We start from the raw sequence: 13,300 nt of genomic DNA, 5'->3' as shown, positions 1-13,300 counted from the left end.
AATGGGTTATGCGTTGTAGCCGCGGTAGAGGGTGACGACCACCGCTCCACCGAGACCTAGATTGTGCGCGAGGGCCGTGCGGGCACCCTGGACCTGGCGTTCGCCCGCGAGACCGCGCAGCTACCAAGACAATTCGGTGGCCTGGGCGAGGCCGGTCGCGCCGAGCGGGTGACCCTTGGAGATGAGGCCGCCGGACGGGTTGACGACGACCGAGCCGCCGTAGGTGGTTGCGGATTCGGCGAATGCACCGGACTCACCTCACCGCACAGGCCAAGGGCCTCGTAGGTGATGAGTTCGTTGCGGGTAAATCAGTCGGCGTCCGATCTGCTGCACGTCGATGCCCAGACTTCGCAACGCGCTGGCGGCGGCGCCTGCCCCGCACATGCCGTGCACGCCGGCACCAGGAGGGGTGGAGGCCGAGCACAGGAACATGCCGTCGACCCCGGTCGCGTACGGGTCGAGCCCGAACCCCGGTCGGCCGACCATCTGGAGCGGCGTGTTCGCCCCGCCCCCGATATCGCCTCCGACGTAGTTCAAGTTGTAATTCTCGTACTCCGCCGGCGAGGTGGCATGCACCGCGGCGATCCGGCGGCGGAAACCGGGCGCGTACGCCTCGATCTGGTCCAGCACAACCTCCGTCGCGTCCCCGTCGTAGCCGGACGGGACATGCGCATACGCCCAGACCGGATGGACTCCCTCGACCGATCGGGTCGAATCGGCCAGGTACTGCTGCCCGACGAGCACCAACGGTCGCTCCGGCATCCTGCCCGCGACGACGGCGGCCTCCGCGGCCGCCACCTCGCCAGCGGTGCCACCCAGGTGGACCGTGCCGGCCCGACGCGCGGATTCATTGGTCCACGGGATTCCCTCGCGCACAGCCAGGTCCACCTTGAAGGCGGCCGGGCCGAACTTGTAGGACCGGTATCGGCGTCGGCGTCGGCTGCCTAGCCGCTCACCGAGGATCTCGGCGGCCGCCTGCGGAGTCGTGTCGAACAGCGTCACGTCGGCGGGTGGCAGATCCGCGAACGACCTGACCGGAGTGTTGAACTCGATCGTTCCGCCGCGCTCCCGCAGGAGGGAGACCAGCGCCGAGGTGATTGCCTGCGAACCGCCCTCCGCTACCGGCCAGCCGTGACGATGCCCGGCCGCTATCAACATAACGCCGACCGACGCCGACAGCGGACGGTTCAGCGGCTGAAACAGATGCGCCGCGCACCCCATGAGCAGGGCTCTGGCCTGAGGTGTGCGGAATGCCTTGGCCAGGACGGTAGCCGGGAGTCCGGCCCGGAGTCCGAACCTGGCCAGGGCGACCGGATGCCTGGGCACGCGAAGGAGCGGTCCGAGCACCTCGGGGGCGAGGGTATCGAAGGTGCGCGCGAGGGGCCCGAAGACCCGACGCCAGGCGTCCGCGTCGGCACCCATTCCGGCGGCCGTGCGGTCGACGTCGCCGACCAGCACGCCGGCCGATCCGTCCGCCAGGGGATGGACGAGGTCGATCTCGGGCCACCGCCACCGCAGGCCGTGTTCGGCGAGCGGCAGGGTCGCCAGGTACGGGGAGGCGACCCCGAACGGGTGCACCGCGGAACAGACATCGTGCAGCAATCCGGGCAGCGTCAGTTCACTCGTGCGCGCGCCTCCCCCCGGGTTCTCGGCAGCTTCGAGCACCGTCACCCGCACTCCGTGCCCGGCCAGCCGGACGGCGGCGGCCAGCCCATTGGGGCCGGAACCGACCACGACCGCGGTTCGCGCGTTCGCCATGTCAGCGCGCCCGAGCGTCGCTGGTGACCGTCACCGGCATGTCGTCGGCCCACGGTTGCCGGTTGACCATGTCCGCTACCCGCACCGTGCCCCGCTCGAACTCACCGGTCGCGGCGTCGAGCAACCGGTAGGCCTGGGTCTGCCGGTGGATCGGCTGGGCGTCCAAGACCAGCACCCGCAGTTCACCCGGTTCGAAGGCACACAGGTCCTGGAGCGTCTCGACGAGTTGCTCCGAGTGCAGGTGACCGTCGCCGAAGTTCCAACCGAGCACGACGCCGGCCACCGTCTCGCCGTCGAGTTCGACGTACTCCGGCGCGGGCCGGTCCGCTAGGAGTCGGGGCAGCAAGGCCGCGTGCGCGCGACCGTGGGTGTGGATCGCGCGGAACGCGAAACCGGTGAGCCGCGTGGCCCGGGCCTCGTCCTCACTGCCGTAGACCTTCGCCAACTGGCGGTGCGGCAGCATCGCGAAGCGGATCGTGCCGTCGGCCAGCTTCTGCTCGCCGCTGGGTGAGAGGCACCAGACGGTGGTGTCCCAGTTCCCGGCGTAGTAACGCATCCCGACCAGGAAGGAGATCCGTTCCGGGAACAGGTTGCCCAGGATCATGAGCAGGAAGCTGACCGCCGGAATCAACAGGACCGCGGGATGAGCGAGGTCGTCGAGCCCCAGGGACGCCTTGTCCACGAACACCGTCAGCACGGCGAAGATCATGAAGACGTTCCACTCGAGGGGTGTCCCCATCGGGATCGTCACGATGATGTGCAGGTGGAACAGGATCATCGCGGTCGCGGCGAACGTCGTGAGGGTGCCGCCGCCGGAGAGGATCAGCACGAGCGGGACGACGAATTCGATCGCGGTTCCGCTGTGGGCGAGCAACTTCGAGAGCCCGGACGGGCGCAGGTCATTGGAGTGCGACTTGGTGACGAGATGCTTGACGCGCTTGGTTCGCCACAGCGGGCTGTTCGCCTCCATCGCCTGCACCACCGACGGGAAGTGCACGTTGAGCTTCGAGACCGCCGCACCCCACCAGATGCACAGCAGGACGAACTCGGCGGCCACGAGGGAGTCGGGGAACGGCACGAGGAAGGTCACGGCGATCGCGCCGTAGACCTCCGCTCGGGCTGCCAGGAAGATGGTCCGGTCACGCAGTCCGATGACCGCGAGCAGTCCCAGGACCACGGCCACCGGCTGCCACGGCAGCTGAACCGTCCCGGCGGCGGGTGCGGAGACCAACGCTCCTAGCAGCGCGACGAGCAATGCGGCGTACATGATGATGTCGACGACGCCGCGCCGGTGCCCGGAGGTGAGCGGGACCCGTCCGGGCCACGGCGGCATCCGGACGGTTCCGCGGCGGAACCAGTAGAGAAACGAACCCAGCGGAGGCAGGAAGCGAAGGTTCAGTGGCCCGAATCCGCAGCCAAGGCCGGTGACCTCGAAGAGGATGCACCAGAGCACAACCTTCTGCCACACGACCGGCAGGGTCCACCACTGGCCGATGTCGAGCAGGCCGTCCACGCCGGGTGTGGTCAACGCGAAAAGTGCTGCGCCGAGGATGAATAGCGCGATCTTCACGAGATAGCCGACGTACACCACATCGGGTGTCCCGAAACCTTGCGAGAGGTAGTTCTCCGAGAGGATGCGCATCTGGGTGGGTCGGGGGCTGCGGCGCAACTCGTCCGCATCGATGTCCGGTTCCACCGGTAGCAGGAATCCCATATGTCCTCCGTAGCGCTCACCGTCCCGACGCAACGTTGCCTCGGTCGGCCGACCGGGACGCCGTGCGGCCGGTCATGGTGGACAAGGTAGCGCCTTGTAGACACTTTGGTATAAGTGTCTACAAAAAAAGTTCTCCGAACTTTTCGACGCCTATGATCGAGCGGCCATGAAACCCGACTCCAGCGTCGTGCGCGACCGCATTCTGAACGCCGCCGAACTCTGTCTGGCACGCGACGGGATCCGCCGCACCACCGTGCGCGCCGTGGCCCAGGAAGCCGATGTCAGCCGCGCCTACCTGTACCGGTTCTTCACCGACAAGGCGACACTGCTCTCGGCAGCGCTGATCCGCCGGGGCGCGGACTTCTGGGAGGATGCGGCCGATCGGATCGCGCGACAGGACAGCGTGTCCGGCATGCTGACCGAGGCGGTCGTGCTGTCGAAGCAGAATCCCTTGGGGCCGTTGGCCGTTGAACTGGCCGCCCGGGAACCACACGAGTACGCCGAGATCATGGGCACGTACTCCCAGGACGTGGTCGCGCAGCTGTCCGGCTTCTGGGTGGACCGGCTGCGTGACGCCCAGCGACGCGGACTGGCCCGCGCGGACCTCGACCTGCCCGGGGCAGCGGAATGGCTGGTCCGGATACTCGTCTCCCTGGTAGGGACGCCGGGATCGGCAGTCGACGTGAACGATCGAGAGGCCCTGACGGCCTACCTGCAAACGTTTCTCGGTCCGGTATTCAGCCCATCGTCACGCTGAACACCTACTGCCACCCCACCATCGCGACCGACGAACAGGGACTCCGCCATCTCGCCTGCGCTTCCGGTGGCTCTTGGGGTGCTTGCGCTTCCGCTGGCGCCGGACCGCGGCGGCTTCCGTTAACGCCGCCGGTACCAGTAGGCAGAACTCGATCAGCGAAATGGCATCGATCGGTTCGAACCCGTTCGGCGGCAGATAATCCTGCATACCGCCGGGGCACGTCTGTCAGGGGCGCATCGGCTGCCCGGCGATCATCCGCGACGAAATCAAACAGGGCATTGACATACGAAGTCGCCGCGAGACTCGAGATCCCACCAAAGATGCTGGCTACCTGGCTTACCCCACGTTCCCGGTGATTGCAGTGAGCTCGAGGGCGGCATTGAAGCAGAGCCCACTGACGCCGGCGGGTCCCGAATAGAACCCCGGGAGTGCGGGACCGAATCCGACATAACCGCCGGGGTGGGTGACAACGCCCAATCCCGGCGGTACGACGGCGGTCCCTATCCCCGCTGTCGCGAACACCGCGCTCGTCCAAGCGGGGTCCCTGGCATCGTCGAGGTACAGGGAGCCCTGGACTCCGGGGGCCGGGTCGCCGCTTATCAACACCGGGTTGGCTGACGCGAGCCCCGACGAGACCGCGATCGCTTGCTGCAAAGCCGACGGAAAAACCGGCGGCTCGCCACGCGCTGTTCATGGTTCGACCCCTCCTGATTTCAGCCCACGAGGCTGGCTGCGCACCGTTGGCACATCCCGCCGAACCCTATGGGCGCGTGCGATCTGAAGGGTGGTCCTGAGACCGCCGGGGTTTAGGGATGCAATCTTACCGAGCCGAGGCGGTTTCAACTTTGACTGAAACGGTGACAGATGTTGTTTCCTGTAGCGAGGGTTCGCCCTGGTAAATGCTCCCCCATCTGGACTCGAACCAGCAACCTGCCATTGAATTCTGTTGCACCCCAATGTTTCTCATCGATTCCCAAAAGAACCTATCACTTGCGGATTCGCCATTGAAGGTGTTCCCGTTGTATCCCAACCGATCCCGCTACTTCCCGCTGAATCCGTGTTGTTTCCGTGTTGTAGGTCGAGCGGCGTGTGCTGGACGGCCATGTCGAGTTGGCGTAACCTTCGCCACCCGCTTGCGATATGCTGTTGACGACATATAGCATGAGGTCATGGGTGAACTGTTCACCATCGAGATCGAGCCCGAAGTGCGCGACTGGCTACAAGCACTACCAGCCAAGCACTTCCTCGAGGTCGACGAATACGTCGGCCTCCTCGCCGAACGCGCAGAGACCCTCGGCGAACCCTTCGCTCGATACCTCGGCGACGGAGTCCGCGAGTTACGTCCAACGTTGGACGGCGCCGCGATCCGCATCACCTACTGGCTCGCACCAGGACGTCGCGTCGTCCTGTTGACCGTGTTCCGCAAGACCAAGATGCGCGAAGACATCGAAGTCAAACGAGCGAAACTGGCACAACAAACCTGCCAGGCCGAACACGAACCCGCCCATCAAGAATTCGTCCGCACGATCGAGAGGGGAGAACTGGACCGATGAGCCATACCCGCCGGAAGTCCCTCCGGGAACGTCAACTCACCGAGGGCTACACCGAACCCGCCGACGTTGCCGAGGCCCGCCGTGAGATCCAACTCTCCATGGCACTTGCTCGAGCCGTCTTCGACCGCCGGACTGAACTCGGTCTCACGCAAGCCGAGCTCGGCGAACGTGCGGGCCTGACCCAAGCGAAGATCTCGCGCATCGAAGGCTCCGACACCGTCCCTACCCTGCCACTGCTTGCAAAACTCGCCGATGCCCTCGACGCCACCCTCAACATCGCCCTCGATGCCGACGAAACCCAGGTGAGCTTCACCAGTCACCACACCGACGCCGCCTGAGCCCACCACAGCCACGCTAGGTTCATCGGTCGGTGAGCTCTACCGAGCGAACACCAGGATTGGGGCGCACCCGCGCGGGCGACTGGTCCTTGCCGTGCCGACGGTCATCGCATCCCGATACCCGGGGCTCAGCGAACGGGAGCCGGTGCCGCGGCTGGCGAGTTCTGCAGGCGGCTGCCGATTTCCGGGATCGTGTCGGCATACCCGCCTGCCCGGCGATACTCGCCGAGTAAGCGGGTCGCAGCGTCGTCGTCAGTGGGGGTCAACTTCGGAAGTCCTTCGTGGTGTGTTTGATCTTGCCCTGGTTCACGAGATCTTGTAACTCCTGGGTGAGGCGGGTGTAGGTTCGCGATCGACGACAACGCTGAAACACGCCGGATTCGCTTCTGGCGCATGGATACTGGACGCGAAGGGGCAATCCGTCGGCCCTGTGGTCGACCCGGATAGTCCCGCAGCATCTTCGCGATAGATGTGCTTTGGAGCTACTGCGAGACAACGCCTCTGGCGAAGATCGGCCGTGCTCGACAGCGTGACTCGTCGTCCGAACCCGAGCAGCCTTTGAAAATTGACTCGCCCGCCCCTGCGTGACCTGCCACCCTGAAATACCGCGACCCGCACCCGCGCTGCGCTCGATATCGCCCAACCGACAGGACCTGCTGTGGCCACGACAACCACCGCCGAGCTCGAACAAACAGTGGCTGGCCTGCGCGGACAACGCCTCACCGGCGTCACCTACTACACCCTGCCCGTGCTAATCGACGACGACACCTACCAACCCGAAGAATGGGACTACGGCGACTGGCACGAACCCTGCATGGGCGTTGAACTGGCCACCGACACCGGGCAGCTCTACTCCGCGATCTGGAACAGCAGCTTCACCCAATACCACCTCGAAATCTTTACTCGCCCTATCTCCGAATTCATCCGAATCGCCGAAGACGGCCCGGCTCCAGCACCCATGGCCACCCATCCACGCTGGGCCCCACTGATCGGCGAACCGATCTCCCACGCCGACCTCTGCTGGTTTCGCGACTTCGACCCCGGACTTCACGTCCCAGCCGCAGTCCGAATGACCGTTGGCGCCCACACCATTTGGATCGCTTCGGGCCGGTCAGAACCCGCTGGCACGCCGAGCTTCTACAACCTCACCGACGACATCATGGTCGTCTTCACCGCCGACATCGCCCAACGAAAAGGAATTCCCGAACCCATGACATGCCCATGACGGTGCTCTACATCGCGACCTGCGCCTGCTCGCTGAAACTCCGCTGACACCAAACTCTGCGGACCCGCCTAGCGCGGTCAGGAAGGCCGCCGGTACGGCGTTTCGTGCGGACGTCAACGGCCCGAGATAGCCTCGGGCCGTTGATCTTCGGAGTCTTGCGTCCGGCTGCCGTGCGGGGACCTCGAATACGCCGCTACTTGACCGAACTGGCCAATTTATCGGCATACGGGGCAGTGAATTTTCCGACAATGGGAAGCTCCGCGCGGACACCGCCGCTGTTGTTCGCCTGGACCATGGCCATGATCCAGACAACGACGGCGAAGACCGCGAGTGCGAGTCCGGCGAGGCTGAGGATGATCCCCAGGGCTCCGAGGAGCGAGCCGACGACGCTCAGAACAATATTGAGCACCGAGACCGCCCCGAAGAAGACGACTGACTGCGCGGCATGGAATTTCACATCGGGATCGTTCTTTCCCACAAAGAGGAAGGTGATTCCGGTGAGCCAGCCCAGCGCGTACGACAGGATCGCGCTGGTCTTTTTGTTCAAGCCAGCGGGCTGTGGTTGGTTCGAGGGAAGCTGAGAAGATGTCATGGGGTAAGTGGATGCCAGACTCGCCGCCTACCGATCCCAACTTTCAGCACGAAACCACAGACCGCGGACCAGCCGGAGCCCAGACCGGGCCGCGGCCCCTATCCGCGATGATTGCTGGCAGAGATCTCATCGCCAAGGCTACGGTGATCCCTATGTCCCGCCCCGATCGCATCACCTCTGATCCGCAGATCTGCCATGGTCAGCCGGTAGTGCGCGGCCTTCGGATCCCGGTGCGGAACATCCTGGAGATGATGGCTTCGGGCATGAGCACCGAGGAAATCCTCGACGACTACCCAGACCTGGAATCCGACGACCTGCTTGCCGCGCTGGAGTTCGGTGCTCTCGCAGCAGGCGGATACACCGTCGTCTCTGTCAGTGCAGCGTGACGTTCCTGGTCGACGCGCAACTCCCGGCACGGTTCGGTTCCTGCACGACGCTGGGCACGATGCGTGGCACACAACGCAGTTGCCCACAGGAAACCGCACCGCCGACGACCAGGTAGCCAAGGTCGCCGACACTGAGGAGTGGTCTCCAAGGACGCCGACTTCCGGATCTCACACCAACTACAGGGAGTGGCAACGCGCAATCCAAAACGTGTTGATTCCGTGTTGCCCTTCTCAGAAGACCTTTTACATTGTAGCGATTCCGCAGGACAGAGGCAGTTTCCTCAAGCGTCATCAGACTTGACCCCAAAACCGGGTGTAGGCGGGTCGACTCGCGCAAAAGGCCAGGTGAGAGCGTTGCGCCCTGAGTGGAACACAAAAGAGAGGTCCCAACACATGCGAACATTCGCAGGTCGGAACCTTCTTTTTGAGGTGCTCCCCCATCTGGACTCGAACCAGAAACCTGCCGTTGTTGGTTCAGGACATTCCCGTGGTCACAGCTGATCACTGGCAGTCACCACGCGCGACCTACCTGCAGTTATAGCGCAACGTAATACATCGGCGTTCACTGTCGATCACGCGCAGTCATCCCGAAATCTTGGGGTATTTTTGGGAGGGGTCAAATGTGCCACGCACCGCTACACTTGCGTGTCCTGCTGAGCATCGTGTTCCTCGTTGGGCGCCAGACGCCCGGATGCATCCGAGCGGTCATGGTTTCACCCCGATTGGCGGGGCGTCTCGCTCTTCTCACGCGGACGACGAACCAAGTCGCCGCCGCCGTCTCGGGACACTCACCCGGCAACCTGCCTGTCGTATGGTCACACCCGCTCCTGCCGTTGTTCAGCTGGTTGATCGACAGCGGTCCCCGATGTAGTTTCCGATGGTTGAGGGGTTCGCGCAGGCCGACCTAGATCCTTAGCGCGGATCTGCAGTGCAACGCTCCGCCGGCGTACAACCTCGCGGAGGTCGTCTGGCTGGGATACGTTCCATAGCCAAATCGAGCAGGCGCATCCAAGCGTACTCAAGGTAGTCAGCACGATTGTGGTGGACGACCACCCGTCGACAGCCAAGCTGCCGAGCAAAAGCAGCAAAGAGGCAGAAACGCCCACTCCCGGCACAAAGGGTGAAATCGGATCCTGACCGGCGTCTGCGGTTACGGCCGGTTGGTCGGCTGGTCGCGCTGGCGATTGGTGGACAGACACATTCCGACCGATGCCTGCGGTTACGGTCGGCGTGTGGCCAACTGCTCGCGTCGGCGATTGTTGGGCGTGCCACGTTGTGTGGGGAACGGCTCGTCTGGTCCTTCCGATCAGGGCTTCGGCGCATGAATTTGCTGCATGATGTCGGCCGGCCGAGTCGTATACGAACAGTGCTGTTCCAAGGTCGTTCGCACATTCGACGGCGGCCTTGGTGAACCCCGCGTAGCTGAAGAAGAGCATCTCCTGGTCATGGTTGAGGCCTCTGGCCCCGTACAGCTTCTGGATGTCAGGGCGACCGGTCGGCTTTTGGTGGAATTTGACCTGCGCGACGGCTTTAGTGGACCAGACGTCGATCCCGCCGTCAGGACCAGGCAGTGTAACCCTCACCTGGTGGTACCCCATGCCCTCCATGATCCTCGCAGCCAATTGCTCCGCATCCTGCGGCGTTGCCACAAGCCTCATCCAGCCTCCCGACATCCCGGTGACGAAGATTATGTCATTCGTGGAGGACTCGGATTCCTACTCTGGATGTGGGAGAGGAGCTTCTCCTTCGGACTCGGAGGAGCCGGAGCTCGGCTTCATCGGCACCTGAGGCGACCTGCGACGGCGGGGCAGCCTAATCGATCTCGCTCTGCGCACGATGGCGCGAATCCGAAGTACCGCAACACAAGTGATTCGTCCGGCCGACGTTGCTGCGCCTGACCAGATCATCCGCGCCACCGTCAACGTCGTGACGGTGGCCGCGATGCGCACGAGAAGCGACACAACCCGTAGCGCGGCCGCGATGTCGTGATATCCGGCCAACGCGACGAGCAGGGCCGCCGCGTTCAGACCGTGTCCGACCAAGCGGGCAGCTTTACGCAGCATCACGCTGCGCCTCCGCGCGATCGTCGAGTCAGAGACGACTTGGGCGGTGCTCCCGTCAACGGGTCGCCGCTGCAGTCTGTCCGAATTGTTCGTTGTCACCGGAACTCCATTCCATCGTGTGAGCTCGAAGTTTGTTGTCACACAACGGATGTTCTCGCACGATTCTGGGCGTGCAGCACGATCGCAGACGCCGTCCTCCATTGCCCTCCACTCCCAGGACGGGGGTCAGTCAGAGCACGTACAGTTACCGACACCCGCAGACAAACACAGACAGATTCCGCACGGCAGGAGAGTCATTTGGCGCAGCTGCCGATGCCCAACATCCCGCAAGGGCCGCTGCGCGACCTCATCGCCGAACTGCATGTCCTGCACGCCAACGCCGCCTGGCCGAGCCTGCGCGCGATGGCCGAGGCCACTGGCGTCGGCAAGGACTCGGTACAGAAGCTATTCGCCACAGTCACCCTGCCTCACCCCGACCACTTGCTCAGGGTCACGGAAAACCTGGCCACAAAGGCCTGTGAGCGTCGTCCTCGCCAAGGAGAGACTGTCGACAAATGGTGCGACCGCATCGATGACTTGTTTCAGGCAGCCGTCCGGAGCGATTGCCTCGGAACATCGACTGGTGCTGATCTCACGGCATTGCCCGCTGGGACGACGATGGGCGCCTCACTGCCTGATCGCGCGACCTCCCGTGCGGTCATGGTCGGAATTTCGGCTTACACCAACCCGAAGCTAGACAATCTGCCCGGAACCTCCGAACAGGTCGCCGAACTTCGTTACCGGCTCACTGACCCCGACAATCCCACCTTCGACCCTGAACGTGTCACCTTTCTGTCCGCGCCGACCCGCGAAGAAGTACTGGCAGCGATCGCCAGCGCCACCAAGAATGCCGAGGACACCGTGCTGTTCTACTTTGCCGGACATGGCCTGGTCTCGCGCCACGGCGAACTTCTGCTGGCAGGCCCCGATACCGACCCCGACGCCGACTACACCGCGATCGCATACGACGAAATTCGTGAACTGGTTGCGGCCAGCAAAGCACACCGCGCCTTGGTGATCATCGACGCCTGCTACTCCGGCCAAGCCGCCAACACCCTTGGTGCACTCGATGGTCTCAGCCGGATACCCACAAGTCTCGTGCTTACTGCGGCAGGCCCCTACCAAGCCGCACTCCGACACCCCGATGGCCCGATGTTCACCCGTGCCTTGATCGACGTGCTCTTCCGCGGAATCCCCAATGGGCCTGCACTTCTCGACATTCCCGCCATCTATATTGAGCTACGAAACCGTGCCCGTACCGAGAGATTCCCCCTCCCTCACCTTGCTGGACAAATCGGCAGCCGCCCTCTGGCCATGGTCGTCAACCACCAGGCCCCGGCGGCCAACCGTGCTGGCATTGTTGCCAACCGAAATGCTGTGGCAGCCAACAGAAGCATCCTTGACGCCAAGAGAAGCGCAATGGCCGCAGGTTCCGACACCACAACCTCTCACCGCAAGACCGTGACCACGGTTTCGAATCGGGTCGTAATGGATCCGACTGGGCAAGACATTCAGGGTGAGATCGTCGAGATCAGGGCACACGGTCCCGCCACCAGGGTCGAACTGCCGGGCGGCGTGCAGGCATGGTCGATCACCGATGCCGCGCTGCTGGAGAAGCTGCTCATCGATCCCCGCGTCTCCAAGGACGCCAGCCGGCACTGGCCCGCGTTCGTCGCCGGTGAGATCCCCCCGGATTGGCCGCTGTACCTGTGGGTTTCGGCGCCGAACATGTTCACCGCCTACGGCACCGATCACCGCAGGCTGCGCAAGCTAGTGGCACCCGCCTTCACCGCGCGGCGCACCGAGGCCATGCGCGAACAGGTCGAACGCATCACCAACGAACTGCTCGACGAGCTGGCACGGACCCCGGCCGGTCAGACAGTGGACCTGCGCGCGCAGTTCGCCTACCCGCTGCCGATCCAGGTGATCTCGGAACTGATGGGCGTGCCCGAGTCTCTGAACCCAGGTCTGCGCACGTGCGTCGACGGCCTCTTCGACACCACGCTCACCCCGGAGCAGTCACAGGCCAATTACATGGAGATGTATCGGATCCTCGGTGAATTGGTGGCGCTGCGGCGCGAACAGCCAGGTGACGACATCACGAGCCTGCTGATCGTCCAGCGCGACGAGGAGGATGGCCGACTCAGCGAGGAAGAGTTGGTCGGCACGCTGCTGCTGGTGATTTCGGCGGGTCACGAGACCACCGTGAATCTGCTCGACCAGGCGATCACCGCGCTGCTCACCCGGCCCGATGTGCTCGCGGGCGTGCGCGCGGGCACGATCACGTGGCCCTCTCTGGTCGAGGAGACGCTGCGATTCGAATCGCCGGTCGCGCATCTGCCGTTGCGTTTCGCGGTGGACGACATCGATATCGACGGTGTGCAGATTGCCAAGGGCGAGCCGATTCTGGCGAGCTACGCCGGTGCCGCGCGCGATCCGAAGCTGCACGGCGATACCGCCGATGAGTTCGATCCCACGCGGGAGAAGCAGTCGCATATGGCTTTCGGCTACGGGGCACACCACTGCCTCGGCGCGCCGCTGGCCCGCCTCGAGGCGCTGGTGTCGCTGCCTGCTCTGTTCGAACGGTTCGCCGATCTGAAGCTGGCCGCTCCCGTGACCGAACTCGGCACGGTGCCCAGCTTCATCTCCAACGGTCACCGCCACCTGCCGGTCTACATCCACGGCGCGTAGTTCAGTCGCTCGTTGCGCGAGGTCGGCTTGGTCACGTTGACGGTCGGCTGGGGTTTCACCGTGGAAGCGGTAGCGGACGATGTCGGAGTGGTCCGTTGACCGGCCGCGATCCGGGTTGAGATTGTTGCACGGCAGGTCACGCTGTCACCAGATTGTGCACCAGTCCCGTCCGTCTTCGGGTCGG

General features: G+C 64.2%; 10 protein-coding genes and 1 pseudogene. 6 read left to right on the top strand and 5 right to left on the bottom strand.

Translation table 11 applies throughout. The features are described from left to right. Positions 1-120: 120 nt before the first annotated feature. The 3 genes and pseudogenes from ACFXKN_RS07770 to ACFXKN_RS07760 all read right to left on the bottom strand — a co-directional run. Positions 121-198, bottom strand: a pseudogene (locus ACFXKN_RS07770) (hypothetical protein); the annotation flags it as partial. Positions 199-258: 60 nt separating this feature from the next. Continuing rightward, positions 259-1,758, bottom strand: coding sequence for a phytoene desaturase family protein (locus ACFXKN_RS07765; protein WP_378952614.1), 1,500 nt, complete (start codon positions 1,756-1,758; stop codon positions 259-261). A gap of 1 nt (position 1,759) precedes the next feature. Continuing rightward, positions 1,760-3,472 carry a DUF3556 domain-containing protein gene (locus tag ACFXKN_RS07760; RefSeq protein WP_379432748.1) on the bottom strand — a complete coding sequence of 571 codons (1,713 nt, stop codon included), beginning with the start codon at positions 3,470-3,472 and terminating at the stop codon, positions 1,760-1,762. A 166-nt stretch (positions 3,473-3,638) separates the two neighbouring features. On the opposite strand from ACFXKN_RS07760, the gene ACFXKN_RS07755 reads away from it, so the two are divergent. The 4 genes from ACFXKN_RS07755 to ACFXKN_RS07740 all read left to right on the top strand — a co-directional run bounded on the left by ACFXKN_RS07755 (position 3,639) and on the right by ACFXKN_RS07740 (position 7,345). After that, positions 3,639-4,229: a TetR/AcrR family transcriptional regulator gene (locus ACFXKN_RS07755; protein ID WP_378952608.1), complete on the top strand. Its 591-nt coding sequence runs from the start codon at positions 3,639-3,641 to the stop codon at positions 4,227-4,229. Positions 4,230-5,398: 1,169 nt separating this feature from the next. Next, positions 5,399-5,782 carry a type II toxin-antitoxin system RelE/ParE family toxin gene (locus ACFXKN_RS07750; protein WP_378952605.1) on the top strand — a complete coding sequence of 128 codons (384 nt, stop codon included), beginning with the start codon at positions 5,399-5,401 and terminating at the stop codon, positions 5,780-5,782. Continuing rightward, positions 5,779-6,120 (top strand): helix-turn-helix domain-containing protein, encoded by a 342-nt coding sequence (locus tag ACFXKN_RS07745; RefSeq protein WP_378952602.1) that lies wholly within the window; start codon positions 5,779-5,781, stop codon positions 6,118-6,120. The genes ACFXKN_RS07750 and ACFXKN_RS07745 overlap by 4 nt, the downstream gene beginning before the upstream one ends. Positions 6,121-6,778: 658 nt before the next feature. Then, the gene (locus ACFXKN_RS07740) at positions 6,779-7,345 is read left to right on the top strand and encodes a hypothetical protein (RefSeq protein WP_379432747.1); all 567 of its coding nucleotides are present in this window, start codon (positions 6,779-6,781) and stop codon (positions 7,343-7,345) included. Positions 7,346-7,538: 193 nt separating this feature from the next. Here the strand turns inward: ACFXKN_RS07740 and ACFXKN_RS07735 are convergent, their stop codons facing one another. Beyond that, entirely contained in the window at positions 7,539-7,937 is a 399-nt protein-coding gene (locus ACFXKN_RS07735; protein ID WP_378952596.1) for a DUF4870 domain-containing protein, read from the bottom strand. A gap of 152 nt (positions 7,938-8,089) precedes the next feature. Here ACFXKN_RS07735 and ACFXKN_RS07730 point away from each other — a divergent pair, with 152 nt between their 5' ends. Continuing rightward, entirely contained in the window at positions 8,090-8,323 is a 234-nt protein-coding gene (locus ACFXKN_RS07730) for a DUF433 domain-containing protein (RefSeq protein WP_378952593.1), read from the top strand. 815 nt (positions 8,324-9,138) lie between these two features. Here the strand turns inward: ACFXKN_RS07730 and ACFXKN_RS07725 are convergent. Next, the gene (locus ACFXKN_RS07725) at positions 9,139-9,981 is read right to left on the bottom strand and encodes a restriction endonuclease (protein ID WP_379432746.1); all 843 of its coding nucleotides are present in this window, start codon (positions 9,979-9,981) and stop codon (positions 9,139-9,141) included. Positions 9,982-10,683: 702 nt separating this feature from the next. Here ACFXKN_RS07725 and ACFXKN_RS07720 point away from each other — a divergent pair. Beyond that, a complete protein-coding gene (locus ACFXKN_RS07720) occupies positions 10,684-13,116 on the top strand; it encodes a cytochrome P450 (RefSeq protein WP_379432745.1) in 2,433 nt (810 codons plus the stop codon). Positions 13,117-13,300 lie beyond the last annotated feature (184 nt).

The organism is Nocardia sp. NPDC059195 (genome assembly GCF_042754695.1).
Lineage (GTDB): Bacteria > Actinomycetota > Actinomycetes > Mycobacteriales > Mycobacteriaceae > Nocardia.
The sequence above is the reverse complement of the archived record's forward strand: the minus strand, read 5'-3'. Positions and strand labels throughout refer to the sequence as shown.

Bases quoted from the DNA above. Each gene is read 5' to 3' on its own strand.
- ACFXKN_RS07730 (WP_378952593.1), top strand. From the start codon at position 8,090: ATGTCCCGCCCCGATCGCATCACCTCTGATCCGCAGATCTGCCATGGT.
- ACFXKN_RS07760 (WP_379432748.1), bottom strand. From the start codon at position 3,472: ATGGGATTCCTGCTACCGGTGGAACCGGACATCGATGCGGACGAGTTG.
- ACFXKN_RS07745 (WP_378952602.1), top strand. From the start codon at position 5,779: ATGAGCCATACCCGCCGGAAGTCCCTCCGGGAACGTCAACTCACCGAG.
- ACFXKN_RS07725 (WP_379432746.1), bottom strand. From the start codon at position 9,981: ATGAGGCTTGTGGCAACGCCGCAGGATGCGGAGCAATTGGCTGCGAGG.
- ACFXKN_RS07765 (WP_378952614.1), bottom strand. From the start codon at position 1,758: ATGGCGAACGCGCGAACCGCGGTCGTGGTCGGTTCCGGCCCCAATGGG.
- ACFXKN_RS07750 (WP_378952605.1), top strand. From the start codon at position 5,399: ATGGGTGAACTGTTCACCATCGAGATCGAGCCCGAAGTGCGCGACTGG.
- ACFXKN_RS07755 (WP_378952608.1), top strand. From the start codon at position 3,639: ATGAAACCCGACTCCAGCGTCGTGCGCGACCGCATTCTGAACGCCGCC.
- ACFXKN_RS07735 (WP_378952596.1), bottom strand. From the start codon at position 7,937: ATGACATCTTCTCAGCTTCCCTCGAACCAACCACAGCCCGCTGGCTTG.